The following is a 26,191-nucleotide window of genomic DNA, read 5'->3' as shown; positions in this document are numbered from 1 at the left end:
ATTGCATTGTAATTTCTGCAAAAATTCCTTTAATTGATATGAGGGCTCAATAGAATAAATTTATATTTAAAGATTCATTTTTCCGGGATTTAAGATATTATTAGGATCAAAAGCTTTTTTAATATTTCTAAAAAGCTCCATTTCCTCTTTGCTAAAGGCTAGTTCCATAAAAGGAGCTTTGGAAAGTCCTATTCCATGCTCTCCGCTTAGTGTCCCACCAAGCTCTATGGTGATTTCAAAAATTTCTTTTATAGCTTTGTGTCCTTTTTCTAATTCTTCTTCTTTTGAGCCATCTACCATTACATTTGTATGCACATTGCCATCACCAGTGTGTCCAAAACAAGGAATCACAACTCCATATTTTTTAGAAACTTCTCCGATTCGCTCTAGTAGTTCAGGAAGCTTTGAGCGTGGCACCGTGATGTCTTCATTAAGCTTTTTACTGCCATAAATTGTGATACTAGGACTTGCATTTTTTCTGGCAAACCATAAATCTTGCGCTTCTTCTTTGGAATTTGCTTTTATAAACTTACTTGCCCCGTTTTCATAAAATTTTTCTTCAATTTTTTGGATTTGAAAGTCAATTTCTTCTTGTAAATTTCCATCAACTTCGGTGATTAAAATCGCCCCTGCATCTGTTGGCAAACCTTTTTTAAATTTCTCTTCCACTGCTCTAATGCTAAGATTGTCTAAAAACTCCATAGCAACAGGAGTAATTCCACTTGCCATTGTTTTATAAACTGCATTCATAGCAGATTGAATGCTTGGAAAAATACCCATTGCACTTTGTGAAAGCTTAGGTTTGCTTAGGAGTTTTAGTGTAATTTCAGTGATTACTGCTAGAGTGCCTTCACTTGCAATTAAGATTCCAGCTATGTTGTATCCAGCGACATCTTTGATAGTTTTTTTACCAGCGCGGATAATCTCTCCATTAGGCAAGACAGCACGCAAAGCCATTACAAAATCTTTTGTAATGCCATATTTGGCAGCCCTCATACCTCCAGCATTTTCGCTTACATTGCCCCCTAGAGTAGAGTAGTGTTCGCTTGCAGGATCGGGTGGGTAGAAAAGTCTTACTGCTTCCACGGCTTTTTGAAGTTGCATATTAACAACCCCAGGTTCTACGCGTGCTACCATATTTTCCATATCAATTTCTAAGATTTTATTCATATGCTTTTCTAAGGCTAAAACCACACCACCATTAACAGCTAAAGCTCCTCCAGTAAATCCGCTTCCAGCACCGCGTGGAATTATAGGGATTTTATGCGTATTGCAATATTTTAAGATTTTACTTACTTCTTCTTCATTATGCGGAAAAATCACGCATTCAGGATATTTTCTCTCTTTTGTTGCATCATAACAATAAGCACTTAAATGTGCTTTGTCATTAAAGCAGTCTTCTTTGCCTACAATTTGCACTAAATCTTCAAAATTTTGCGTTGTCATTACTTGTGCCTTTAGATTTTAGAAATTACTTTTAAGGGTTTCTTTAAAATATCTTGTGATTTTTCCAAAGAAAGTCGCATCAGAATCTTCAATCTCTCCTTTTAAAAGGGCTTGATAATAAAGATAGTAGTCATTTACGCTTATACCGCTTACTAGATAAGTAAACCAGTCTTGATTAGCATTTCCTATGCGTGAGTAGAAGGGACGCATACGATCTTTTGGAGCTACGCGTCCTGTGATATAATCCTTTTTAATAAGGCTAAAAGTTTGGCAATCAAGTGCTTGCCCTTCATTAAGATTTACAATATAAACAACTCCAGCAGAATATTGTGAGCAAATATTTCTAAAATCTCCTTTTACGGGTGCAAGATGCCCAAGATCCATTAGATAAGCTGCAAAAAGATCAGGGTGAAGCCAAGTGATTTCAGGGTAAGCAGATTGGATTTTATCATAGATTTCTTGGTTGGGTGCGATTAAAAAAGCACGATCATTAAAGGTTCTAAAGATTACTTCATCATTTTTTTGGGGAGTTAAAAGTGGCATAGGAAATGCATCTTGATTTAATCCTTGATGGCTTTCAAAAGCAACTTTTGCTCTCCCATCTTTTACTTCAATAACAGCCGCTCTTGCAACAATTCCAGAATGCTCTTTATCAAACCAGCGGATAATCTCCCCACTTTCTCCTACTTTTAAATCAAATGCAGGAACATAGGCAAGATTTGGATTTTGTGAATCAATTTCAATAATAGGCACAGCAAGTCTATTGCCAAAAGGCGCGCCAAAACCTAAAGAAAAGTAAGAACAAATCAAAAAAAAGATAAAAAATAATCGCTTCATCATAGCCCTTAAAACAATTAAAATTTCACGATTATAGATTATTTTTGCTTAAAAGTTGCAAGATTATTTTAAAGATTGCTAGAAAAATATGGAGAAGAAATAAGGGGAGAATTTATATAATTCAAGGGTTGAATATTATTAATTTTAAAAATGTTAAAGAGTGGAGAATGGAAATTTTAGAGGATTCTTTGGTTTGCGGTATAGATGAGGCAGGAAGAGGATCGTTAGCGGGTTCTATGTTTATGTGTGGAGTGGTGTTGGGAGAGGATTTTCCACAAGAGTTAAGGGGAGAGCTAAAAGATTCTAAGAAGCTTACACAAAATAAAAGAGATGCTTTAGCGCCACTGATTAAAAAATATGCAATTTATCATCTCGTAGAAAGAAGTGCGGATTTAATTGATGCAAAAGGGCTAAGCTATTCCATTAAAAGTGCTTTAGAAGAGATTTTAGAAAATATAAGTGCAAAAGTCTATGTTTTTGATGGGAATTCTACTTTTGGTGTGAAGAATCTACAAGCTTTAATTAAAGGAGATGATAAGATTAAAGCCATTAGTGCGGCTAGTATTTTAGCAAAGAATGCAAAAGATATGCAAATGCAAAAACTAGATGAAATCTATCCACAATATCAGTTTGCTAAAAATAAAGGGTATGGCTCTAAGGCTCATATTGAAGCTATTTTAGAATATGGAATGTGTGAAGTGCATCGTAAAACTTATAAGATTAAATCCCTTTTACAACCTTCTTTTGAATTTTAAATTTGATATTTTAAAATTTAAAAATAAAAATTCTAAAAATATTTCTCATTATCAATATTTTTTTGTTATAATAGTGATAACAATTTTTATTTAAGGAATAAGTGGATATGGAATTTTTAAAAGAGAGTGTGGATTATGCTATTTTTGGAATTTTAGGTTTAATGGGTTTTATAGCATTGTGGTTTAGTATCGAGCGTGTGTTGTTTTTTTCTAAGGTAAATTTACAAGATTATCCGACGCAGGAAGCTTTTGAAGATGCGATTACAAAAAATCTCACTACGCTTTATATAATTTACTCAAATGCTCCTTATGTAGGGCTTTTGGGAACGGTTGTTGGGATTATGATTACTTTTTATGATATGGGGCTTAGTGGCTCTATTGATACTAAAGGAATTATGACAGGATTATCTCTAGCTTTGAAAGCTACTGCACTTGGTTTGGCTGTCGCTATACCTACACTTATCGCATACAATGGACTTTATAGGAAAATCACGCTTTTAAGCAATCGCTATAAGCAAGAGGTTAAAAATGATTAAAATCCCTAAAAATGAATCGCTAAATATTGTCCCTTTTATTGATATTATGCTTGTGTTGCTTGCCATAGTTTTAAGTATATCTACCTTTATAGCACAAGGAAAAATACAAATAGAGCTTCCAAAGGCAAGTTCAGCACAAGAACAAAAAGATGAAAAAAAGGTGCAAATTTTAATCAGCAAAGAGGATAGAATCTATTTAGATGATAGGGAAGTTTCACTAGAAGAGCTAAGAGAGGGCTTAAGCGCTATTAGTCCAAAAACTTTAGTAGAGTTAAGGAGTGATAAAGATGCTAGATTTGAAAACTTTATACAAATTATTGATATTTTAAAAGGAAATTCGCATGAAAACTTTAGTATTGCAACCAAAAAACAATAGCACAGAGGTTTCTTTTTTGATTTCTTGTGGGATTTATTTTGGGATTTTTATGCTAATTTTTTTGGCACAAAGGCATTTTATCCCTAAAGATGTAGGTTTGCAGACAACTACTCTTGCAATTTCTTTAAAGCAATTTAGTGAGTCTAAGCAAACACAAGCCCCCAAAGCTCAAGAAATGGCTAAGCCAAAGCCCATTGAAGAAAAGCCTATTATTAAGCCCATTCAAAAGCCTATCGTAAAACCCATAGCAAAGCCAAAGCCTCAAAACAAGCCGATTGTAAAGCAAAGAGCAGAGCCTAAAATGGCTACAAATGAGAAGCCACAGCCACAAACGACAGAACAAACCGCACAAGCAAACCATACGCCAAATGTCAGCCAAAAAAGTAGCTCGGTGCTAACTTTTGGCAAAAATAATGATCCATTTTTAATTGCGATTAAGCAAGCCATTGATGCGAATTTAGACTATCCAAGAAAAGCTAGAATGATGAGGGCTGTTGGGGTTGTGCTAGTGGAATTTAAACTTTTAGGAGGCGGTGGAGTAGAGGATATCCGTGTGATTAAAGGCTCAACACATGCAATTTTGGATAACTCTTCCATTAAAACAATAAAAAAAGCTTCCTATTCTTTTCCAGCACCCAAAAAAGATGTGATTATAAGAATCCCTATTGAATATAATTTAAGGCAAGGGTGAACAAAATAATATTTGTAATTTTCTAGTTTTATGGATTGAAGGAAGCATATGACCTTGCCAATTATGAATAAAAATGTTTATATTTAAAGAAAATTGGTTTTAAAAGCTAAAAATTAAAAGTTTGGCGATTTGCGCTAAACTTTTAATGAATTTTAAGTAGGTGTTATGCTGATTTTATGTGACCTTGGTATTACCTTGTGAAACACAACCTTCAAGCTCTAAAATGCGTGCAAAATACCCATCTTGATCTTTTTCAATAATAACATTCAATAGCATTTGATGTTCCTTACAGAATTTATTGACATAAATATAATACTTGGCTGATTTTCATTCAAAAATTGACATAAATATAATAGTTTTTGAAAAAATCATCAACTTTATATAAAGAATTATAGTAAAAGTATTATATGTATGTCAATATTTATTATATCTATGTAAAAAATATTTTTTAAAACAATAAAATTGACATAGATAGAATAGTTTATTATATGTATGTCAACAAAATTTGCCCCTAAAGGCACTAATTAAGTGAAAAAATTGACATAGATAGAATACTTTTTGACATACATATAATAGGTTTTGACATACATATAATAGTTCCTAAATATTTTAAATTATATTAAATAATTTAAAATTTAGAACACCATTCTTACGAATGGGGATTCGGTAAATCAAAAATTAAAAATTTTTGAACTTTTATAAAAAATCGTAACAATAGCGATTTTAAATAACTCCAAAAGAGAAGTTTTAATAAAAAATGATAAAAATAATTTATTGTTTTAGTATAATATCACAGAAAGTAAAAAATGGAGAAAGAGAGTGAAAGTTAAAAATATTCTTTTGAAGTGTTTAAGATCTAATAAGCTTAATACTTTAGAAAAATTATATTTTGATTTAATGTTTATGATAACTTTAAGTTTTATAAGCTTTTTAATTCTTTCTTTTAAATTTTTTGTTTATGAGGATATTTTAGTTTTCTTTCAAGATTATTCTTTGTTGTTTATAATCTTTGTCATAGGATTAATAGGTTTGTTTGATACTCTTAGAGGCATAAGAAAATATAAAGAGATTTTGAAAGAAAAAGAATTAAGCCTTTTGCAATGAAGAATCTTTAATATTGCCTTTAAGTTAATTTTAAAAATATTAAGGCATTTCTTAGTTTTAGCTTAAGAGCCTTAATATTTAGTAAGTGTCAAATTTATTTTATTCTTTAGCTTTTTATATAGATTCTTTTGTGCCTACTTGTCTTATTGCATCAATGATTTGTTGTATGCTTTCGCTCAAAGTTTGAAATAGTTTCATTATTTCTTCTTAAAAAATTCTGAAGGATCTAATGGCTCTTTTTTGAGTGATTTGGAATATTGTGCTTTGTAAGCATTCGCACATTCTGTATCAGTTTGGGCAGAATTAGCATTCTTTTTGCATTCTTCAATTTTAGCTTCCAATTCTTTAGCGTTTTTTGGATCTTCATAGTATTGCACACTCTTTGGCTCTGAAGAACAAGCAGAGAAAACTCCAGCAATAACCGCACCTAATAAACCTAATTTGATTACATTTTTCATAGAATGCTCCTTTTTAATATTTTGGGTTGGCATTATATCATATATAAAAATATATCTTTATAATTTTTTAGTATTTTATGATTTTTAAAAAATGATTTGTTGCAATCTTTGAAAGGTTAAAGTAAGTAATTGTGGCAGAGAGGAAGGGATTCGAACCCTCGAAGGCTTGCACCTTACACGCGTTCCAGGCGTGCTCCTTCAACCACTCGGACACCTCTCTATGAAAGAAAAATAAAAGCAGAATTCTAGCATTTAAAAGATTAAAAGAAGTTTTTAAATCCCAAAAAGGGATTTAAATTATTTTACACTCGCCATTTTGCGTCTTAGATAAGCGATTTTGCTCTGCAATGGCAGATTTTTAGGGCATACATCATGACAAGCAAGTAAGCTCATGCAACCAAACACACCATTATCATCTCCCACTAGTTCATAATAATCCTCATCGCTTCTTTCATCATGAGGGTCTAGCATAAATCTTACTACTCTATTTAATCCAGCAGCACCCACAAAGTCTTCACGCATTAGCTTAGTTCCACATGAAGCGATACAGCAACCACACTCAATACATCTATCAAGTTCAAAAACTTCTTGTGCTACTTCAGGTTCCACTCTTTCTTCAATTTGGCTCATATGCTCTTCGCTTTTTTCTTGTGCGTGAATCCAGCTTTCAACTCTCTTGCTCATGCCATTAAACCAGTTTCCAGTATCCACAGATAAGTCTTTAATTAGCTTAAATGCAGGAAGTGGCATAAGTGTGATAACTCCATCAGGGAAATCTTTTGTTAGGGTTCTACAAGCAAGGCGTGGGCGGCCATTTATCATCATACCACAACTTCCACAAATTCCAGCACGGCATACAAAGTCAAAAGAAAGATCAGAATCATATTGTTCTCTAATCATATTTAAAACAATAAAGATTGTCATAGAATGTGCTTCTTTGAGTTTGTATTCTTTAAAGTGAGGTTTAGAAACCGCACTATTTGGATCAAACTTTAAGACTCTAATAGTTAGTTCTCTTCCGCTATTTTCTACTGCTCCACTCATTGTTTATCTCCTATTCTCTCATTTTTAGCTTTGTATTGAGGCTGTAAAGTAAATGGCATTAGTGCCTCTTGAATTTCATATCTATCCTTACCTTGTGCTTCCATTTCACTTCTTATTCTATCAATCTCTTCTTGTCTTTTTAGACTTTCAGGATTTTCAATAATCATACCCTTAGCACCATATCCACGGAATGCAGGTGCAATTTCCATAGTAGAAATATCCAATGGCTCATAGGTTAGTGTAGGAAGTGTTTGATTTGGATCTTCCCAAGAAGCTAAAGTTCGTTTAAGCCAATTTACATCATCTCTTTTTGGATAGTCTTCTCTACTATGTGCTCCTCTTGATTCTGTTCTATCTAGCGCACCTTTTGCAACACATAGTGCAATTTTTAGCATTTTTGGCACGCGGTAAGCTTCTTCAAGCTCTGGATTTGCTGAAAGTCTTTTGGTTTTGATGCTAATATTTTTAGATCTTTTATAAAGAGATTCAAGCTCATCTACTGCTTCTTTTAAATGTGGTCCATCGCGGAAGATTCCAACCTTATCCCCCATAATTTCTTTCATTCTATTTTTGATTTCAAAAACATTTTCATTGCCATTGTTTTCTAAAATGCTATTGAGGTAGTTTTGCTCTTTTTGTAAAAACTCTTCAACAAGTTTTGTTTCAATATCTGCATAAGCATTTTGGCAACTTTCAGCAAAATAGTCCCCAATAATCATACCGCTAACAACCGCTTCTGATACGGAGTTTCCACCTAGGCGGTTAAAACCATGTAAATCCCAACAAGCAGCTTCACCTGCAGAGAATAATCCTTTTAGCGCAGTTTCACCTCTGTAATCGGTTCTAATTCCACCCATAGAGTAGTGTTGCATTGGCTTCACTGGAGCCCACTTTTCAGCTGGATCGATTCCTGCAAAACATTCGCAAATTTCTTGCACATCTCTTAGGTTTGTTTCAATATGCTTTCTACCTAGAATTGAAATATCAAGCCATAAATGCTCACCATATACAGATTTTACACCTTTTCCTTCTCTAATTCGCTCAATCATTCTACGAGAAACAACATCTCTACTTGCTAGCTCTTTTTTCTCTGGTTCTTTATCAGGCATAAAGCGATATCCATCTACATCTCTTAAAATACCCCCATCACCCCTACAACCTTCAGTAAGTAAGATTCCACTTGGGAAAAGTGCAGTTGGGTGGAATTGCACAGCTTCCATATTTCCTAGCTTTGCAATACCAGTTTCTAATGCGATTGCAGTTCCAATGCCCTCACAAATTACTGCATTTGTAGTGTCTTTGTAGATTCTTCCATATCCACCTGTTGCAATCAAAGTTCCTTTGGCTACATAAGCTATGAGTTCTCCTGTGATGAGATCTCTTACGATGGAGCCATAGCATTTACCATCTTTATGGATAATTGCGATTGCTTCTTTTCTATCATGAATATCAACTCCATGTTTTAGAGCTTCATTTGCCACTGCAAAAAGCATTGTATGTCCGGTAGCATCCGCTGTGTAGCAAGTTCTCCATTTTTTTGTTCCACCAAAATCTCTTGAATGGATTAAGCCATGTCTAAAGTCTTCTTCTGTGATTGTTGTTTTTTGTGCGTTGATAACCGCGGTTCTATCACCTTTTTTAATCCTAGTCCAAGGCACACCCCAAGCTGCAAGCTGTCTAATAGCTTTTGGTGCAGTGGTTACAAACATTCTAGCAACTTTTTGATCACAACCCCAATCACTTCCTTTAACGGTATCTGCAAAGTGCAAATCTTCATTATCTCCATCACTCATTTTTGAGTTTCCTAGTGAGGCTTGCATACCTCCTTGAGCTGCTGCAGAGTGGCTTCTTTTAACCGGAATTAAGCTTAAAACGATTGTGTTAAGTCCCTTTTCTTGACAGGCTACTGCTGCTCTAAGTCCTGCTAAACCTCCGCCAATAACCAATGAATCACAATATACTATTTTCATACCTTACACTCCTTATAAACTTTTGCCAAGAGCAATCCAAGTAAAATCAGCAATAAATGCAATTACACCTAATACGATGAAGATTGTAAAAACAGCGATTTTTACATTGCGTCTTTTGATGTTACTTTGTGCGGTTGTTGGAGCTTCAAGTGGAATCCATTTAATAATAACGCGATATAAACCAATACTAGCGTGTAAAACCATCACAATAAGTAAAACTAAATAAAACTCTGCTAAATTTCCTTGCACAAAACGAGTAGCTGAAGTAATCGCATCAATGCTTGTAGAAGCAAAAAGAATAGTAAAAAGATGCGCACTTCCCATAAAGAAAAGGATAAAACCTGTAAGGAACTGAAGCCACCAAAGTGTAGTATCGCAATGCTTCATTAATGATTTATGAGTTTTGAAAATCATTAATTGCTGGAAGTTTGCTGGGAATTTTCTCATCGCTAAAAACGCATGTGCTACAAAGAAAATACCAATTACTGCTACAACAATTGTTGTAAGCCAAGGAAGCCCATGCCCGCCAAAAATAAATGCACCCTCAGAAAATGCTACGACTGCATTAAAAGCATCTTCTCCAAGTAAGATAGAAGATGTAAAACACATATGGAATAAAATAAAAATAGCCAAAACCACACCCGTGATACTTTGCCATTTATCCCATCTTGCGGGATTTCTTCTTTTTTTTCTTTCAGAAGTTACTTTTAAATAACTTTGAATCACTACTTCATCATTTTGCATAAAACCCTCCTAAAGTAGAATAAAACTTGCAATGCAATAATGCACAACGCCAATCCATTTAATTTCCATTGAGAAATTATAAGATAAAATTGATAAAATTATTTTAAATATCTTTCAATAAAAATTAAATCTAAGAAAATTCAAGGATATTTATTTTTATAAAGATATTATGAAGTATAATCCTATGCTAATTATCTCTTACTTAAAGAGTGTGTGTTTTAAAATATTACTAAGAAAGGAAGAAAGAAAATGTTTCCCTTTAGCGATGCAGAGTTAGAAAAGCCTGTGAAAGTAGTATTGGATAAGGTGCGTCCTACTCTTATTTTAGATGGTGGAAATGTTACTTTGATTAAGATAGAAAATGCAAAGGTTTATGTGAGATTAGAGGGAGCGTGTAAGGGCTGTCCTAGTAGTTCTATTACCTTAAAGCAAGGCATTGAAAGAGAGTTAAAAACGCAGATTCATCCTGATATTGAGGTTGTGAATGTCCCATAATTTAGAGCTTTACTTAGAGTTTAAACAACAAGCAAAAGAGGCATTTATGAGGCGTGATTATTATAAATCTTTACAATATTTCTCTTTTGCACATTCAGAGTTTGTTGCAAAGTGTTTTGCAACAAATTTATCCTTAAAAAATCTTATAGAAGTTCCGAAAATTACACACTTTAATACAAAAACCCCCAAAAATAATGCCAAAATTTTACCCTTTAGGGCTAAGAATTTTTTAGATTTTAAGGAAAATGAATTAGAAAAAATCTTAATGTATAGTAAATTGGCAGATATGGCTTTGGTGCATGAAGATGAGGCAAGAGCGCTTTTTGATTATTATCAAAGTTTGAAAAAAGATAAAAAAGCGAGTTCTATTAGGCAGATTACTTCTATGGTTGAAAATTTTGATGCAAGCATTTATGAATTAAATTTTGTGCTTGAGAATTTTCAAAATAGCCAAATTGAGCAAAATGAGGGTGTAATGTATGAGGATTTTAGGAGGTTAGTAGATGAGCTTGGCTTTAGAGAAGCTTTTACAAATTTGATGTTTAGTTCTAAAATCATCATTACAAGCAAAAGGGAATTTTTAAAATTTATGAAAGATTTACTCAAAAATGGTTTTAGCGAAGTGGCGTTAAACTATTTTGAGAGTGCTGGAAATTCTATTTTTTATGATAGAGATTTTGTGAATCTTTATAAAATGATTTTGCAAGAGAGTAAAAATGAAAATACAAATTAAAAATACAAAAGAATTTAGCTTTGTAAGTGACAATTCTAAAGACGATCGCAAAGATTGTGCATTTTTAATCACGCAATCTTCAAAAAAATATTTACAAGAGGCAAAAGATAGAGGATTTACGCAGTTTTTAACTCCACAAGACTTAAAAAAATACTTAGATTTGAATCTAAAAATCATAGGAATCACAGGCACAAATGGCAAGACTACAACTGCTGCTATGATTTATTCTATACTTTTGGATATGGGGTATAAAGTAGGTTTGCTTGGAACAAGAGGGTTTTTTATAAATGAAGTGCAAAAAAGAGAAAAAGGGCTTACAACTCCATCGCTTTTGGAAATCTATACAGCAATCCATGAAGCAAAAAAAGAGGGCTGTGAATATTTTGTGATGGAGGTTAGCTCCCATTCTATCGTGCAAGAGCGGATAGAAGGGCTAGATTTTGCTTTGAGAATACTTACAAATATTACAAGCGATCATTTAGATTATCATAAAACTTTGCAAAATTATAGAGATGTGAAAAACTCTTTTTTTAGCAATCCTAATGACTTAAAACTTATCAATAAAGATGAAATAAATGCTCGTTATGCCTTGCAAAATTGCATTACTTATGGGATTGAAAATCCTGCAACTTTAAGTGTGAAAGCTTATAGTTTAAAAGATGGCATTACCGCACAAATCTTCTATGGCAAAGAAGAAGCGCTTTTGGATTTAAATCTTTTTGGCAAACATAATCTTTATAATGCTCTAGCAGCCCTTGCAGCGGTGAAAATTTTAGAAAATGCACCTTTGGGTGAAATCACAAAGCATTTGGAAAACTTTGGTGGAGTTTTAGGAAGAATGCAAATTGTTTCTAAAAAGCCACTTATCATTGTGGATTTTGCACACACGCACGATGGAATGGAGCAGATTTTTCAATCTTTTGCTCATCAAAAAATAGCAGTAGTTTTTGGGGCAGGTGGCGATAGAGATAGGAGCAAACGCCCTAAAATGGGGTTTGTCGCTGCAAAATATGCAAATAAAATTTATATTACAAGCGATAATCCACGCAGTGAAGAGCCACAAAGCATTATTGAAGAGATCTTAGCAGGAATCCCACAAGCTTTAAGAGAAAAAAGACAAATTTTTGTAGAAGTAGATAGAAGAGAAGCAATTAAAAAAGCGATTTTAGATGTAAAAGAAGATGAGGTTTTGCTCGTGCTTGGCAAGGGCGATGAGCATTATCAAATCATTAAAGATGAGATTTTACATTTTGATGATGTGGAGGAAATACAAAAAGCTTTGGAAAATTTAAAATAATTTTTATGAGAAGCTAAAGCAATGGGAGGGAGTTTCATTCGAGAAGATTTTATTTAATATTTAGTAATAAAATGTATCAAAAATAATCAAAAAGGGATTTATAGAAATGATTGAATAAATAACTATGAAATTTGTTTAGCTAATGCAAAATATTTTCTTAGATTTAGGTTTTCATCTTAGTTTAATGAAAACCTAAGTTATATTACTTATCGCTAATGATAATCTCTAAAATCTTATCCTCTTGAGTAAGAGAATCTAAAACTTTTAAGCTTTCTTTGTCTTCTTTGTTGATAGCTCCAAAGGTTGTGTGTTCTCCATCTAAATGGGGTTGTGGTGCAAAGCAAATGAAAAATTGACTGCCCCCTGTATCTCTTCCTGCATGTGCCATAGAAAGTGTGCCTTTTAGATGTTTGTTTGGATTGTTTTCTAGCTCACATTTAATTCTATATCCAGGGCCTCCTCTACCATCTCCATTAGGACATCCACCTTGTGCTACAAATCCTTTAATTACTCTATGAAAGTTTAGATTATTATAAAAGCCATTTTTGGCTAGGTGGGCGAAATTTGCCACAGTATTGGGTGCATCTTTTGTAAAAAGTTCAAATTTCATATCACCCTTTTGTGTTTTAATGATAGCATAAGCATAAGATTCTAACTCTTCTTTTGTGGGATTGAATTCTTTTAATTCCATTTCTAAAAAGTCCTTAAAATTTAAAATTTTTATAGCAAATTTATTGTAGTATAAAAGTATTAAAAATAATTTTAAGGCTTTAAGAAATGATAAGAATTGTGTTTTTAATTTGTTTATTTTTGCAAGGATACGCACAAGATTATCCTTCTTGGATCAAAAAAGGCGTTAAAGTAATTGCAAATTTTGGTGAGAGCCGTTTTGAGAGTGGTTATGGGGTTATTATTAATGAGGGACTGATTTTGAGTGCTTCACAAAATCTACATTTAGAGGGTGAAAAAATAACTTATCCTAAGGATATTATTTTGTATGTGAGTGAAGCTAAAGATGAACCCATAGCTTGTTTAGCACATGCAGAAATTTTAGCATTAGATGATTATGCAGGTTTGGTGCTTTTAGAGCCGATAAAATTTACAGATATTTATTGCAATACTCTTCCAGAGCAAAATTTTCGCTCCTTGCACTATCAAACGCGTTTTTTGGATATTTTAAAAAAGCCATTAGATAGGGAATTAATAGACAAAGATGTTTTGGATTATTTTTTAGAACAAGAGTGGCTGGAGTTTGCAAAAGAGCAGATGACTTTTTTGGAATTTAAAGCCATGCAAGAAAAGCAAGAAAGTAAGCTTTTAGGAATGCCTATGTTTATAAATGATGAATTTTATGGGATTGTTAGCCAAAAGGAGAATAAAACGAGCATTCTAACGCATAAAGAGATTTTAGATTTTATTTGCGGATTACAAAAAACCTCTATTTTTGAAGACTATCCAAAAATTCAAAATTATTGTGAGGTAAATTATTAGCAAGATTAAAGTAAAATAAAGCTACAATATATAGATAAAGCTTTATAAAAGGGAAGAAATGTCTGATTTACTAAACCAAGATATACAAAATGTCAATATTGAAGATTCAATTAAAGAAAGTTATCTTGATTATTCTATGAGTGTTATTGTAGGGCGTGCTTTACCCGATGCTAGAGATGGGTTAAAGCCAGTGCATAGGAGAATCCTCTATGCGATGTCAAAGCTTGGTGCAACTGCTAAAGCAAAGCATTTAAAATCTGCTAGAATTGTCGGTGATGTAATCGGTAAATACCACCCACACGGAGATACAGCGGTGTATGATGCACTTGTTAGAATGGCACAAGATTTCTCCATGCGTTTAGGGTTAGTAGATGGACAAGGAAACTTTGGAAGCATTGATGGAGATAGTGCTGCTGCTATGCGTTATACAGAAGCAAGAATGACACAAGCAGCTGAAGAAGTTTTAAGAGATATTGAAAAAGATACCGTGGATTTTATCCCAAATTATGATGATACCACAGAAGAGCCTGATATTCTCCCTAGTCGTTTGCCAAACTTGCTCATTAATGGTTCTAATGGAATTGCAGTGGGTATGGCTACAAATATCCCTCCACATAGAAGCGATGAGATTTTAGAAGCACTGATTTATCTAGTGGATAATAAAAATGCAACTTTAGATGAAGTGATGCAATTTATTGAAGGGCCAGACTTTCCAACAGGTGGGATTATCTATGGAAAAAGCGGGATAAGAGAAGCCTATGAAAGTGGTAGGGGACGCATTAAAATAAGAGCAAAAACCCATATTGAAAAAACCAAGACAAAAGACATTATTGTAATTGATGAGATTCCCTATCAAGTGAACAAAGCAAGGCTTGTAGAGCAGATAGCCGAACTCGCAAGAGATAAGGTGATTGAAGGGATTTCAGAGGTTAGAGATGAATCAGATAGAGAAGGGATTAGAGTTGTAATAGAGCTAAAGAGAGAGGCGATGAGTGAGATTGTGCTTAATCATCTTTTTAAATCTACCCCTATGGAAAGCACTTTTGGGATTATCCTTTTAGCAATTTATAATAAAGAGCCAAAAGTCTTCACGCTTTTGGAATTATTGCATTTGTTCTTATCCCATAGAAAAAGCGTTGTGATTAGAAGAACGATTTTTGATTTAGATAAGGCTAAAGCTAGAGCACATATTTTAGAGGGTTTGAGGATTGCATTAGAAAATATCGATGAAATTGTTTCTTTAATCCGTTCAAGCAGTGATCCAAAAGTTGCTAAAAGTGGCTTAATGGAGAAGTTTAGCTTAAGCGAGATTCAAGCCCAAGCAATTTTGGACATGAGATTGCAAAGATTAACAGGCTTAGAGCGAGATAAAATTGAAAATGAGTATCAAGAATTATTAAAAGAGATTGAATATCTAAGCTCCATTTTAAAAAGTGAATCTATGCTTAATGGAATTATCAAAGAAGAACTTCAAGAATCTAAAGAGAAATTTAGTTCTAAAAGACTAACCGCTATTGAAGAAGATTATGAAAGCATAGATATGGAAGATTTAATTCCAAATGAGCCAGTAGTGGTAACTATGAGCCATAGGGGCTATGTAAAAAGAGTGCCAGTTAGAACCTATGAAAAGCAAAATCGTGGTGGTAAGGGTAAGATTTCTGCAAATACGCATGATGATGATTTTATTGAATCTTTCTTTGTTGCAGATACGCATGATACGATTATGTTTGTTACAAATAAAGGGCAACTCTATTGGCTAAAAGTATATAGAATCCCAGAAGCAAGTAGAACCGCAATAGGCAAAGCGGTGGTAAATTTAATCAACCTTGCCCCTGATGAAAAGATTATGGCGACCATTACTACAAAAGATTTTAATGAAGATAAATCTCTTGCATTCTTTACGCGTAATGGAATTATTAAACGCACTAATTTAAGTGAGTTTAAAAACATTAGAAGTGTGGGCGTTAAGGCTATAAATTTAGATGAAGATGATGAGCTAGTAACTGCAAAAATAGTAACTCCTAGCATAAAAGAGATTTTAGTGGTTACTTATGAGGGAATGTGTGTGAGGTTTGAAGTAAGTGATGCTAGAGAAATAGGGCGTGTTGCAAGGGGTGTAACGGCTATCAAGTTTAAAATGCCTAAAGATTTTGTAATCGGTGCAACCGTGATTTCTAGTGAGAATGAAGAGATTTTAAGTGTGAGTGAAAAGGGTATCGGAAAACGCACAGAAGCAAACGAATACAGAATCACAAAACGCGGTGGTAAGGGCGTGATAGCTATGAAGCTGACCCCTAAAACTGGTAAGCTTGTGGGCGTGGTGAATGTAGATGAAAATATGGATTTAATGGTGCTAACTTCAAGCGGCAAGATGATAAGAGTAGATATGCACTCTATAAGAAAAGCAGGGCGTGCTACAAGCGGAGTAATCATCGTAAATGTAGCTGAAGAAAAGGTAGTCTCCATTGCTAGATGTCCTAAAGAGGAAAAAGATGAGGAAGAGGGAGAAGAGCAAAGCCAAGATTTAGGGCTTTTAGGAGAGTAATTTTGTAATGTTTAAGCTTCTTTGTCTTTTGTGGCTAGTGAGCGGGATTTTAAATGCAAGAGAGTTTGTATTTTCTTATCGTCTAGCTATCAAAGATGGAGTGGTTTTGAATGAAGATTATTATTTCTCTCCTGTTATGCAAGAGAGAAAAAGTAGGCTTAGTCCCTATAAAAATTGTGAGATTTTACACGAAGCAAAGAGCGAAAAAGAGTTTTTAAAAAACTATAAAGAAGAGATTTTAGAATGCTTTTTTAAGTGGGGGATAAAGTTAGAAGATAGAAGCAAGGCTACAAATTTAGTGGGTAATTTTGTGAGTGTTTTAAGCATTCCTCCCACACGCATTTATATAGAGTTTGAACGAGGGATCGCAAAAATTTATTATTTACATCCTAAAAAGGAGAAAAAATGAAGCTTGCCATTGTTGAAGATGATATCAATATGAGAAAATCGCTTGAAATAGCACTGGGTGAATATGAAGAATTTGAGGTAATTAGCTTTAAAAGTGCTAAAGATGCACTTAAAAAGCTTGATGATTCTGTGGATTTAATCATTACAGATATTAATATGCCACAAATGGACGGATTGGAATTTTTGCGTGAGTTAAATGGCAAGTATGAGGCTTTGATTATTACAGGAAATGCGACTTTAAATAAGGCTATCGATTCTATAAGATTAGGGGTAAAGGACTTTTTAACTAAGCCTTTTGAGATTGAAACCTTAGTAGAAGCAATCCATAGAGCCAAAAAAGCAAAAGAAGTGATTAGTAAGGTTGAGAAGAAAGCTACCAAAAAAACTAAAGAAAAAAACTCTTTTATCGCTACCTCTCCTGCATTAGAGAGTGCATTAAAATTAGCTTCTAAGGCTGCTAAAACGGACGCTTCTGTATTGTTTTTGGGAGAGAGTGGAGTGGGTAAGGAGCTTTTTGCAAACTATATCCATCAAAATTCTACAAGGCTAGATAAGCCTTTTGTTGCGATTAATATGGCAGCAATTCCAGAAAATTTGCTAGAATCAGAACTCTTTGGCTATGAAAAGGGTGCTTTTACGGACGCTACTGAAGGAAGGGCTGGGAAGTTTGAAAGTGCAAATGGAGGAAGTGTATTTTTAGATGAGATAGGTGAAATGCCTATGGGGCTCCAAGCAAAGCTTTTGCGTGTTTTGCAAGAAAAAGAAGTGGTAAGACTTGGTTCTAATAAACCTATTAAAATAGACATACGCCTTATTGCTGCTACAAATGCAGATATTGAAAAAAAGATTAAAAGGGGAGAATTTAGAGAAGATTTGTATTTTAGGTTGCAAACTATTCCTGTTCATATTCCACCTTTGCGTGAGAGAAAAGAGGAGATTATCCCGCTTAGTGAGTGGAAGCTAGAGCAAGTGGATATGCAATATGGTGTCGGAAAGAAAACTTGGGGAAAGGGTGCAAAAGAGCAACTTTTATCTTATAGGTGGCCGGGGAATATTAGAGAGCTTTTATCAGTTGTTGAGAGAGCAGCGATTTTATGTGAGGGAGATGAAATCTTGCCTGAAGATTTGTTTTTAACCTCACGAGAGAGTGCAGGGGAGAAGAAAATTGCTTCATTAGAAGAAGAGCTTATTATTGAAGCATTAAAAGCAAGCGATTCAGACATTGACAAAGCTTGTGAAATTTTAGGGATGAAAAAAGAGATTCTAAGCAAGAAAATGGAACACTACCAAATCAAATTATAAGGAGTAAAAATGAGAAAGTATAATGTAGCAGTTGTGGGAGCAACAGGGGCAGTAGGAGAGGAGATTTTTAGAATCTTAGAAGAAAGAAATTTTCCAGTGGCTAAGATTTTACCACTTGCAAGCGCTAGAAGTGTGGGAAAAGAGATTGAGTTTTGTGGCGAAAATCATAAAGTGGTGGAACTAACCCATGATGTGTTTGAAAAAGAAAATATTGAAATTGCATTTTTTTCAGCGGGGGGTAGCATTAGTGCAGAGTTTGCTCCTAGTGCGGCAAAAGCAGGTGCGCTAGTGATTGATAATACAAGTCATTTTAGAATGGATAAAGATGTGCCATTAGTCGTGCCAGAAGTGAATGAAGAAGATATTGCATTATGGGAAAAAAAGGGCATTATTGCAAACCCTAATTGCTCTACTATCCAAATGGTGCAAGTTTTAGCACCTTTACATAATGTTTTTGGAATTAAAAGAGTAGATGTTAGCACTTATCAAGCAGTATCGGGTGCAGGTAAAAAGGGTATGGAAGAGTTAATTTTACAAATGCAGAAATTTTTTGATTTTAGTCTTGATAGTGTTGAGCCTAAGGCATTTCCACACAGAATAGCCTTAAATGTAATCCCACATATTGATGTATTTTTAGATAATGATTACACAAAAGAAGAAATGAAAATGGTAAATGAAACTAATAAGATTATGCATAGTAGCTTTGCTGTGAGTGCAACTTGCGTAAGAGTGCCAGTTTTACGTAGTCATAGTGAGGCGATTACTATCGCATTTAACAAAGAAGTGAGTGCTAAGGAAGTAAAAGAAGTGCTAAAGAGTGCAGAATCTGTCGTGCTTATGGATAATCCAAAAGAAAATTCCTATCCTATGCCGCTGATTGCAACAGATACGGATGAAACTTATGTAGGGCGCATTAGAGTGGATAATTATGATAAAAATATCGTGCATTTATGGTGCGTAGCTGATCAAGTGCGTGTGGGAGCTGCTACAAATGCAGTGAGAATCGCACAAAAATGGATTAGAATGCAAGGAAATTAGTTTTGGGTGTTGCTTCAATTTTATTTGTATGTTTAGGAAATATTTGTCGTTCTCCTCTAGCAGAGGGGATTGCAAAAGATTTAGCCTCTAAAAAAGGGTTAAATTTAAAAATAGATTCAGCAGGAACTAGCGGATGGCATATTGATGAGCCACCTTGTGCAAATTCTATTTTAATTGCAAAGCAAAGGGGTATTGATATTTCACATTTAAGAGGGCGTAAATTAAATAGCTACACGGATTTAAAATTTGATTTAGTGGTGGCTATGGATAGGCAAAATCTAAGTGATATTTTGCGTTTGGGCTTTAGCAAAGAAAAGGTAGTTTTAATGGGGGATTTTGGCTTAAAAGGGCAAGAGATTCCAGATCCTTACCATTATCCAAATTTAGAAGGTTTTGCTAAAATTTATACTATGCTTGAAACTAGTATTCAAGAACTATTTAAGCAAAAAGTTTTAATTTCTTAAAGGGTGAATTTGGGCGATTTAGCTTCTAATCTTAATCTTTATTTGGCTTTGTTAGGCGGAGTGTTGTTTTTAAGTGCTTATGCTTCTAGGATTTCAGAAAAAATTGGTGTTCCTTTATTGCTTGTGTTTTTGGGGATTGGTATGCTTTTAGGGAGTGAGGGCATTGGGGGGATTGAATTTTCAAATGCGCTTTTAGCACAGATTGTAGGCACGATTGCTTTGGTGTTTATTTTGTATAGCGGTGGGTTAAATACGCATTGGAAAGAGATTAAACCCGTGCTTAGAAGTGGTATTTTGCTAGCAACTTTAGGTGTTCTTTTAACAACATTTATTATGGCATTATGTATTTATTATATGCTAGATTTTAGCTTTTTAGAATCTTTGCTTTTAGGAGCGATTGTAAGCTCTACCGATGCTGCGGCTGTTTTTATGGTGTTGCGTTCTTCTAAGATTAAGCTAAAAAACAATATTGACTATCTTTTGGAACTTGAATCAGGAAGCAATGATCCTATGGCGATTTTCCTAACCATTACTATTTTGCAGATGATAGTAATCCCTAATGAAGCTTCTATATTAGAATGGATTATTCAGTTTTTTGCGCAATTTATCGTAGGGGGAATTTTGGGTGTAGTTTGTGGGTATCTTTTTCCTAAGATTTGTAGCAAGGTTAAAATTACTCAAGCAGGACTTTATCCGCTTTTAAGTCTTGCTTGGCTTTTGATAGTTTTTGGGGTTTCTTCTTTGCTTTATGGGAATGGGTATTTAAGCATTTATATTGCAGGGATTTTAACAAACAAATATGCTTTTCCCCATAAAGAAAATATTATTGCTTTTCATGATAGCAGTGCTTGGATTATGCAAATTGTTGTCTTTTTGGTTTTGGGATTGCTTGTATTTCCTTCAGAGCTTAGTTCTGTTACATTTCAAGCGGTGGTTTTATCTGCGGTTTTGATTTTGATAGCACGCCCACTTAGTGTATTTGTATCTCTTTATAAAAGTCCTTATGATATTAAAGAGAAAGTTTTTATTTCTTGGGTGGGTTTAAGGGGTGCTGTGCCTATTATTTTGGCTACTTATCCTTATGCTTATCATTTGGAAGTTTCTTCAATGTTTTTTAATATTGTATTTTTTGCAGTGATTATTTCTGTATTGTTGCAAGGAATGAGCCTTAAATTTGTAGCTAAAATATTAAAAATCTCTAAATAATAAAACTAGGAATTGCAAATATTTTAGTGGTAAATTAAAGATTTTAAAGCCCTAGCAAATGCTTAAAGTGCATTTGCATTTTTGAAGATAGGCTAAAAAGCGGGTAAAATCTCACCCTTATATTCATTTAAAATAAAGTCTTTCATTGTTTGTGATTGTAGAGCATTAAGAAGTTTTTTTAGATTTTCATCCTTTGCCCTTTCTTCTTTAACGACTAGAATATTTGCATAAGGAGATTCCTTATCTTCTAGCACAAGTGCGTCATTGAGCGGATTAAGCCCTGCTAAAAGTGCAAAATTTGTATTAATGACACTAAGGGTTGCATCTTCTAGTGTTCTAGGCAAAAGTGGGGCATCCATTTCTTTAAACTTTAAATTTTTAGGATTTTCTACAATATCTTGAATAGAAGCTAGCTCTACTCCCTCTTTTAACTTGATAATTCCATTAGCTTCTAGCACTCTTAGTGCTCTAGCTCCATTTGAAGGATCATTAGGTAGGGTTACTTCATCGCCATTTTGTAATTCTTCTAAGCTTTTGATTTTTTTAGAATAAACACCCATAGGCTCTAAATGCACATTGCCAATGCTTACAAGCTTAGTATTTTTCTCTTTGTTAAAAGAATCTAAATAAGGCTTGTGTTGGAAAAAATTTGCATCCAAAGAGCCATCATTCAAAGAAAGATTAGGAGTTACATAGTCATTAAACTCTTTAATTTCTAAAGTGATCCCCTCTTTTTGCAAGAGCGGTACAACTTGTTGTAGCATTTTAGCATGGGGTTCTGGAGTAGCTCCGACTACTAATTTGATATTTTCTTTAGTGTTTGCATTTGCATTTTGTGAATCGCTTTTAGAACAACCGCTTACAAAAAGTGTAGCACATACACCTAAAGCCAATAAACTTTTTTTAAACATACTTTCTCCTTATTTTTTAAGTTTTCTATATAGAAAATCTCCTAAAGATTGAATAATTTGCACCAAACATATTAGGATAATGACATTATACAACATAATATCGCTTTGAAAACGATAATAGCCATATTTAATAGCCACATCTCCTAATCCACCCCCACCTAAGCTCCCTGCCATTGCACTAAATCCAATTACTAAAATAAAAGCTAAGGTAATTCCAGAGATAATGCTAGGCAATGCTTCAATGAGCATAATTCTAAAAATAATTTGAGAATTACTTGCACCAAAGCTAAGTGCAGCTTCTATCACACCCTTATCTACTTCTTTAAGTGCATTTTCTATGATTCTTGCAATAAAGGGCATAGCACCAATGCTAAGTGGCACGATAGCCGCACTTGCCCCATAGCTAATGCCCAAAAGCCATTTAGTAAAGGGAAGCAAGACTACCATTAAAATAATAAATGGAAAAGAACGCAAAGTATTTAAAATTGTATCAAGCACCCTAAAAATAATTTTATTAGGAGCTAATCCTCTAGGCTCACAAAGCACGAGTAAGATAGCAGGAATGATCGCTAAAAGTGTGGCGATTAAAGTAGCAACCACACTCATATAGAGTGTTTCTAGTGTGGCTTCTAGTAATAAATTTATAATTTTTAAATCCATTTTTAATCCTTTACAATTTCCCAGCGAGTGCCACTTTGGCTTAAAAACTTGCAAACTTTTTCTTGATAGTGCTTGTCTATATTAATCACTAAAAAGCCTAGAGCCGTATCATTAAATGCTTCTAACGTGCCCCATACGATATTGCAATCTATTTCTAGTTTTCTTGCCATTTGTGTGATGATGGCGTTTTGTGCCACTTCTTTTGGAAAATAGATTCTGATATTTACCCCACTTTTGGGTAAAATTTCATTTTCTCCTAAAAATTCTCGCATTTTTTTATCTGGGCTTAAAAAGAGTTCTTCTATCGCACCGCTTCTTAAAATTTCTCCATTTTCTAAAAATGCAGCTTCTTTGCAGATTTTTTTAACCACTTCCATTTCATGTGTTACTAGAATAATGCTTACTCCAAGTTCTTTGTTAATCGTAGATAAAAGCTCTAAAATCGCTCCTGTGATGGAGGGATCTAACGCACTTGTAGCCTCATCGCTTAGTAGAATTTTAGGATTTAGCACTAAAGATCTAGCAATAGCTACTCTTTGCTTTTGTCCTCCACTAAGCTGTGCGGGATAGAAATGTTTTTTATCTTTTAAGCCTACAAGCTCTAAAAGGTTATCAATTTTGCTTTTATCTATCTTTTCTCCCCAGCACTCTAGTGGTAAAATCACATTTTCATAGACATTTTTACGGCTTAGAAGTGAGAAGTGTTGGAAAATCATACCGATATTTTTTCTAAAAATCCTTAGTTCCTTTCCTTTTAGCTTTGAAACCTCCACTCCCTCTATGAGCAATTGTCCCTCTTTAAAGGTTTCTAGTCCATTAATAGTGCGTAAAAGTGTGCTTTTACCAGCACCACTATGCCCCACAAGCCCAAAAATCCCTCCTTTGTTAATAGAGAGATTGATATTTTTTAAAACTTGCAAATCGCCATAAAATTTACTTAAATTTTTAATTTCTATGAAATTCATTTTTATCCTAATTTAAAATTTAGCAAAACACTAATAGTTTTGCAATTTTAGCCAAATTTTTATAGAATTGCTTAAAATTTGTAATTTTAAAGGTTTGATATGCGATTAAAATTATTGTGTTGTTGTGCTTTTTTGACTTCTTTTTCGTTTTCACAACCTTGGGTGATGTTTAATGATCTTGATGATACTTATTTGTATGATCAAGCAAGTGGAAGTGTATATATCCGCGTAAAAAAGGGCGGTAAAAACTATGAAGATAGTTTTGTGAAAATGGGTGTAGTGGATAAAACTCCCCCTAAAGTAGAAATTCCAGCAAATGATTCTAAAAAAGAGCAAGAGGAGCTTATTAAAAAAGCACAAGAAATACAAAAAAGTATTCAAGGGAGTATTTTAGGAGGAGGCGAGTAAAACTTTAGTTTTCAACCCTCTTTTTTAAAGGTTTTTCTAGTCCATCTTCCCAGCCTTCCTTTAAAAAGGTAATTTCCACTGCTTCAATAAGTTGCAAAGCGATTTGTGCGATAAAAGAGTTATCATTTAAAATAGAAGTTCCATTAGTTACGCTAATTTTCTTATTAGTGATGAGTTCTTCTACTTGCGCTAGGACTTCATAATCTTTTTCTTTTAGGAGTTCTTTGGCACTTTTTAGTTGAGAGATGATTAAAAATGCACTTTTTTCATCCATAAGTTTTAGTTCTTCCACACTGCGTAAAAGCTCTCCTAAATCCTTTCGCATTTTATTGTATTGATCTTTTAAATCTTTATTAGCAGAAGCACAATAGGTTTTCATATTTGTTTGGATTAGTTTTAGGTTTTTTGTGGCTTCTGCTATATTTCTTGAAGCAATTTTAAAAGAAAAGATTCTATGGTTTTTCTCTTCATCTTCTACATAGCTTTGTGCCTTTGTGGAAAATTCCATAATCGCGTCAAATAAAACTTTAATTTTTCTTCTATAAAGATAGTCTAAATCTACATCCCCGCTAAACCATTTTTTGGTTTGTATGATAGATTCAAAACTTTCTTTGCCTTTAATATCGCTTCTATTAAAGCCTATGGTATGTGCGATCATCGCAAAGGCATTATTATAGAGGTGAATACTTTCTTTTTGCAAGGCTTCAATAGCAGTATCAGGATAATTTACAATGTTTTTATCTAAATACAAAGCATGATCCATATCTTTATCGCGTGGGGCTTTAATGGTTTTGTTTAAAAATAGCACAATTTGCTTGATAAAGGAGGACATTAAGATAACAGCAACAAGGTTAAAAGTGGTGTGGAATAATGCAGTTTTAAGTGCTAGATTGTCTTGTGCTATGCCTAGTATTTTTGCACCAAAATCCACTAAATTAACAAAGGTTGGGAAAAGTGCAACTACAATGAATGCAATGCTAAAGTTAAAAATACAATTTGCAATAGCAAGCTTTTTACCTTCAATATTAGTATTTAGCGAAGCGACGACAGCGGTTACCACGCCCCCTACGCTTGTCCCAAGTGTGGCAGCGAGTGCATTTTCATAGCCGATTTGTCCGCTAAGGAGTGCTGCGATGATGATGGCAAGGGTTGCGTGGCTTGATTGCACGATACCAGTGGTTAGCGCACCAAGCCCCACAAAGATAAGCACTCCTTTAAAGCCCTCTACATTGAATCTAGAAAGATCCATAACGCTTTTATAGCTTTCAAATCCATTTTTAATATAATCTACCCCTAAAAAGAAAAAGCCAATTCCCATAAGGATAGAGCCCAAGCCTTTTAAGAGATTATCTTTTTGAAAATTTAGCAAAGTTCCACAAACAATAAGGGGGATTGCTAAAGAAGAAATGTTAATAGATGAAAGCCCAACGATAAGCCAAGAACCTGCACTATTGCCTAAATTTGCTCCAAAGATTATCCCAATGCCTTGTGCTAGAGTGATTAAACCTGCTGAAAGAAAGGAGATAGAGATCACAGAAACTAAAGTGGAAGATTGCATAAGGATAGTGGTTATCACCCCAAAAGTAATGCTTTTTAGCTTTGTGTTTGTGGATTTTGTCAAGACTTTTTCTAGTAAACCCCCACTAAAAGATTTGAATCCTCCCCCAAGATACATCATACCAATGAGTAAAATTGCAACTCCTGCTAAAATTTTCCCAAGTGCAGGAAAAACAACCAAAAAATAGATTAATAAAACTCCTAACACCATAAGCATATAACGACGAAAATTTTGCACCATAACCCAAAGCCTTTAAAATAAATTAACACATTATAGCAAAATACAATTTTTTAAACAAAATCTGCTAATTTTTAAAAATATTTTTTAAGGAGGCTTGACAAGTTCAATATTTTTAATTATAATCTCGTTTTTCATTCACAGGATATTCCGGATTAGCTCAGCGGTAGAGTAGGTGGCTGTTAACCACTTGGTCGTAGGTTCGAATCCTACATCCGGAGCCACTTTATAAGTCTTTCTTAATTTTTATAATCCAAAAGTTTTTAGTTTTGAATGGTTGTAGTTTGATATTTTATTAAATATTTATTTTAGTATAGTAGTCTAAGCTGTCATAAAAGCTCAAAATACTCTTTTTATTGCAAAACTTACTTTTCTTTAATTTATTGCAAGGCAGATTTGTCTAGCATGGCAATCTATAAAATACATTAACTACTCATTTTATATTTTATTCAAATTTAAATTTTTAATATGTAGAATTCACATTATTTTTTTAAGTTAAAAATACTTAAAAC

General features: G+C 33.8%; 27 protein-coding genes, 2 tRNA genes and 1 pseudogene. 17 read left to right on the top strand and 13 right to left on the bottom strand.

The window, feature by feature from the left end; genetic code table 11:
* Nucleotides 1-66: 66 nt before the first annotated feature.
* Both glcD and EBF09_RS03325 read right to left on the bottom strand, forming a co-directional pair.
* Nucleotides 67-1,446 (bottom strand): glycolate oxidase subunit GlcD, encoded by a 1,380-nt coding sequence (gene glcD, locus EBF09_RS03330; RefSeq protein WP_121763719.1) that lies wholly within the window; start codon nt 1,444-1,446, stop codon nt 67-69.
* 18 nt (nt 1,447-1,464) lie between these two features.
* Nucleotides 1,465-2,283, bottom strand: coding sequence for a plasminogen-binding N-terminal domain-containing protein (locus EBF09_RS03325; protein ID WP_232817643.1), 819 nt, complete (start codon nt 2,281-2,283; stop codon nt 1,465-1,467).
* 167 nt (nt 2,284-2,450) lie between these two features.
* Here EBF09_RS03325 and EBF09_RS03320 point away from each other — a divergent pair, with 167 nt between their 5' ends.
* The 4 genes from EBF09_RS03320 (at nt 2,451) to EBF09_RS03305 (ending at nt 4,641) form a co-directional block, all read left to right on the top strand.
* Nucleotides 2,451-3,038, top strand: coding sequence for a ribonuclease HII (locus tag EBF09_RS03320; RefSeq protein ID WP_121763768.1), 588 nt, complete (start codon nt 2,451-2,453; stop codon nt 3,036-3,038).
* A 107-nt stretch (nt 3,039-3,145) separates the two neighbouring features.
* Nucleotides 3,146-3,574: a TonB-system energizer ExbB gene (gene exbB / locus EBF09_RS03315; RefSeq protein WP_121763717.1), complete on the top strand. Its 429-nt coding sequence runs from the start codon at nt 3,146-3,148 to the stop codon at nt 3,572-3,574.
* Nucleotides 3,567-3,950: a TonB system transport protein ExbD gene (gene exbD, locus EBF09_RS03310; RefSeq protein WP_121763716.1), complete on the top strand. Its 384-nt coding sequence runs from the start codon at nt 3,567-3,569 to the stop codon at nt 3,948-3,950. The genes exbB and exbD overlap by 8 nt, the downstream gene beginning before the upstream one ends.
* Entirely contained in the window at nt 3,916-4,641 is a 726-nt protein-coding gene (locus tag EBF09_RS03305; RefSeq protein WP_121763715.1) for an energy transducer TonB, read from the top strand. The genes exbD and EBF09_RS03305 overlap by 35 nt, the downstream gene beginning before the upstream one ends.
* A 186-nt stretch (nt 4,642-4,827) precedes the next feature.
* Here the strand turns inward: EBF09_RS03305 and EBF09_RS03300 are convergent.
* Nucleotides 4,828-4,917, bottom strand: a pseudogene (locus EBF09_RS03300) (type II toxin-antitoxin system HicB family antitoxin); the annotation flags it as partial.
* Between the two features lie 627 nt (nt 4,918-5,544).
* Here EBF09_RS03300 and EBF09_RS03295 point away from each other — a divergent pair.
* Entirely contained in the window at nt 5,545-5,745 is a 201-nt protein-coding gene (locus EBF09_RS03295) for a hypothetical protein (RefSeq protein ID WP_232817642.1), read from the top strand.
* 197 nt (nt 5,746-5,942) lie between these two features.
* On the opposite strand, the gene EBF09_RS03290 is transcribed toward EBF09_RS03295, so the two are convergent.
* The 5 genes from EBF09_RS03290 to EBF09_RS03270 all read right to left on the bottom strand — a co-directional run bounded on the left by EBF09_RS03290 (nt 5,943) and on the right by EBF09_RS03270 (nt 9,961).
* Nucleotides 5,943-6,203, bottom strand: coding sequence for an EexN family lipoprotein (locus EBF09_RS03290; RefSeq protein ID WP_121763714.1), 261 nt, complete (start codon nt 6,201-6,203; stop codon nt 5,943-5,945).
* 132 nt (nt 6,204-6,335) lie between these two features.
* A tRNA-Ser gene (locus EBF09_RS03285) sits at nt 6,336-6,423 on the bottom strand.
* A gap of 77 nt (nt 6,424-6,500) precedes the next feature.
* On the bottom strand, nt 6,501-7,247 hold the full coding sequence (locus tag EBF09_RS03280; RefSeq protein ID WP_121763713.1) for a fumarate reductase iron-sulfur subunit: 747 nt from the start codon (nt 7,245-7,247) through the stop codon (nt 6,501-6,503).
* On the bottom strand, nt 7,244-9,217 hold the full coding sequence (locus EBF09_RS03275; RefSeq protein ID WP_121763712.1) for a fumarate reductase flavoprotein subunit: 1,974 nt from the start codon (nt 9,215-9,217) through the stop codon (nt 7,244-7,246). The genes EBF09_RS03280 and EBF09_RS03275 overlap by 4 nt, the downstream gene beginning before the upstream one ends.
* A 12-nt stretch (nt 9,218-9,229) precedes the next feature.
* Nucleotides 9,230-9,961, bottom strand: a complete 732-nt coding sequence (locus EBF09_RS03270; RefSeq protein WP_121763711.1) for a fumarate reductase cytochrome b subunit — start codon at nt 9,959-9,961, stop codon at nt 9,230-9,232.
* A gap of 249 nt (nt 9,962-10,210) precedes the next feature.
* Here EBF09_RS03270 and EBF09_RS03265 point away from each other — a divergent pair, with 249 nt between their 5' ends.
* From EBF09_RS03265 to EBF09_RS03255, 3 genes are read left to right on the top strand one after another with little or no spacing between them, the layout of a single operon-like run.
* On the top strand, nt 10,211-10,456 hold the full coding sequence (locus EBF09_RS03265; RefSeq protein ID WP_121763710.1) for a NifU family protein: 246 nt from the start codon (nt 10,211-10,213) through the stop codon (nt 10,454-10,456).
* Nucleotides 10,446-11,189 carry a hypothetical protein gene (locus tag EBF09_RS03260; protein WP_121763709.1) on the top strand — a complete coding sequence of 248 codons (744 nt, stop codon included), beginning with the start codon at nt 10,446-10,448 and terminating at the stop codon, nt 11,187-11,189. The genes EBF09_RS03265 and EBF09_RS03260 overlap by 11 nt, the downstream gene beginning before the upstream one ends.
* On the top strand, nt 11,173-12,486 hold the full coding sequence (locus EBF09_RS03255; RefSeq protein ID WP_121763708.1) for a UDP-N-acetylmuramoyl-L-alanyl-D-glutamate--2,6-diaminopimelate ligase: 1,314 nt from the start codon (nt 11,173-11,175) through the stop codon (nt 12,484-12,486). The genes EBF09_RS03260 and EBF09_RS03255 overlap by 17 nt, the downstream gene beginning before the upstream one ends.
* Before the next feature lie 202 nt (nt 12,487-12,688).
* On the opposite strand, the gene EBF09_RS03250 is transcribed toward EBF09_RS03255, so the two are convergent.
* On the bottom strand, nt 12,689-13,177 hold the full coding sequence (locus EBF09_RS03250; protein WP_121763707.1) for a peptidylprolyl isomerase: 489 nt from the start codon (nt 13,175-13,177) through the stop codon (nt 12,689-12,691).
* A gap of 86 nt (nt 13,178-13,263) precedes the next feature.
* Here EBF09_RS03250 and EBF09_RS03245 point away from each other — a divergent pair, with 86 nt between their 5' ends.
* From EBF09_RS03245 to EBF09_RS03215, 7 genes are read left to right on the top strand one after another with little or no spacing between them, the layout of a single operon-like run.
* Nucleotides 13,264-13,977 carry a hypothetical protein gene (locus EBF09_RS03245; RefSeq protein ID WP_121763706.1) on the top strand — a complete coding sequence of 238 codons (714 nt, stop codon included), beginning with the start codon at nt 13,264-13,266 and terminating at the stop codon, nt 13,975-13,977.
* A 58-nt stretch (nt 13,978-14,035) separates the two neighbouring features.
* Nucleotides 14,036-16,522: a DNA gyrase subunit A gene (gyrA, locus tag EBF09_RS03240; protein ID WP_121763705.1), complete on the top strand. Its 2,487-nt coding sequence runs from the start codon at nt 14,036-14,038 to the stop codon at nt 16,520-16,522.
* 7 nt (nt 16,523-16,529) lie between these two features.
* The gene (locus EBF09_RS03235; protein WP_121763704.1) at nt 16,530-16,931 is read left to right on the top strand and encodes a hypothetical protein; all 402 of its coding nucleotides are present in this window, start codon (nt 16,530-16,532) and stop codon (nt 16,929-16,931) included.
* Nucleotides 16,928-18,232 carry a sigma-54-dependent transcriptional regulator gene (locus EBF09_RS03230; RefSeq protein ID WP_121763703.1) on the top strand — a complete coding sequence of 435 codons (1,305 nt, stop codon included), beginning with the start codon at nt 16,928-16,930 and terminating at the stop codon, nt 18,230-18,232. The genes EBF09_RS03235 and EBF09_RS03230 overlap by 4 nt, the downstream gene beginning before the upstream one ends.
* Before the next feature lie 9 nt (nt 18,233-18,241).
* Nucleotides 18,242-19,270 carry an aspartate-semialdehyde dehydrogenase gene (locus EBF09_RS03225; protein ID WP_121763702.1) on the top strand — a complete coding sequence of 343 codons (1,029 nt, stop codon included), beginning with the start codon at nt 18,242-18,244 and terminating at the stop codon, nt 19,268-19,270.
* Between the two features lie 2 nt (nt 19,271-19,272).
* Nucleotides 19,273-19,734, top strand: a complete 462-nt coding sequence (locus EBF09_RS03220) for a low molecular weight protein-tyrosine-phosphatase (protein WP_121763701.1) — start codon at nt 19,273-19,275, stop codon at nt 19,732-19,734.
* Between the two features lie 3 nt (nt 19,735-19,737).
* Nucleotides 19,738-20,940: a potassium/proton antiporter gene (locus tag EBF09_RS03215; RefSeq protein WP_232817641.1), complete on the top strand. Its 1,203-nt coding sequence runs from the start codon at nt 19,738-19,740 to the stop codon at nt 20,938-20,940.
* Nucleotides 20,941-21,032: 92 nt separating this feature from the next.
* Here EBF09_RS03215 and EBF09_RS03210 read toward each other — a convergent pair whose 3' ends face one another.
* The 3 genes from EBF09_RS03210 to EBF09_RS03200 are packed head-to-tail and all read right to left on the bottom strand — an operon-like array spanning nt 21,033 to nt 23,476.
* The gene (locus EBF09_RS03210; protein ID WP_121763699.1) at nt 21,033-21,851 is read right to left on the bottom strand and encodes a MetQ/NlpA family ABC transporter substrate-binding protein; all 819 of its coding nucleotides are present in this window, start codon (nt 21,849-21,851) and stop codon (nt 21,033-21,035) included.
* A 9-nt stretch (nt 21,852-21,860) separates the two neighbouring features.
* The gene (locus EBF09_RS03205; protein WP_121763698.1) at nt 21,861-22,511 is read right to left on the bottom strand and encodes a methionine ABC transporter permease; all 651 of its coding nucleotides are present in this window, start codon (nt 22,509-22,511) and stop codon (nt 21,861-21,863) included.
* Nucleotides 22,512-22,513: 2 nt separating this feature from the next.
* Nucleotides 22,514-23,476, bottom strand: coding sequence for a methionine ABC transporter ATP-binding protein (locus EBF09_RS03200; protein ID WP_121763697.1), 963 nt, complete (start codon nt 23,474-23,476; stop codon nt 22,514-22,516).
* Nucleotides 23,477-23,575: 99 nt separating this feature from the next.
* Between EBF09_RS03200 and EBF09_RS03195 the strand changes: the two genes are divergently transcribed.
* Nucleotides 23,576-23,884: a hypothetical protein gene (locus tag EBF09_RS03195; RefSeq protein WP_121763696.1), complete on the top strand. Its 309-nt coding sequence runs from the start codon at nt 23,576-23,578 to the stop codon at nt 23,882-23,884.
* A 4-nt stretch (nt 23,885-23,888) separates the two neighbouring features.
* On the opposite strand, the gene EBF09_RS03190 is transcribed toward EBF09_RS03195, so the two are convergent.
* On the bottom strand, nt 23,889-25,682 hold the full coding sequence (locus EBF09_RS03190) for a Na/Pi cotransporter family protein (protein ID WP_198672525.1): 1,794 nt from the start codon (nt 25,680-25,682) through the stop codon (nt 23,889-23,891).
* Nucleotides 25,683-25,828: 146 nt separating this feature from the next.
* On the opposite strand from EBF09_RS03190, the gene EBF09_RS03185 reads away from it, so the two are divergent.
* Nucleotides 25,829-25,903, top strand: a tRNA-Asn gene (locus EBF09_RS03185).
* The last annotated feature ends 288 nt before the right edge of the window (nt 25,904-26,191 follow it).

This window comes from Helicobacter burdigaliensis, assembly GCF_003670295.1.
In the GTDB taxonomy this organism is placed as follows: domain Bacteria; phylum Campylobacterota; class Campylobacteria; order Campylobacterales; family Helicobacteraceae; genus Helicobacter_D; species Helicobacter_D burdigaliensis.
The sequence above is the reverse complement of the archived record's forward strand: the minus strand, read 5'-3'. Positions and strand labels throughout refer to the sequence as shown.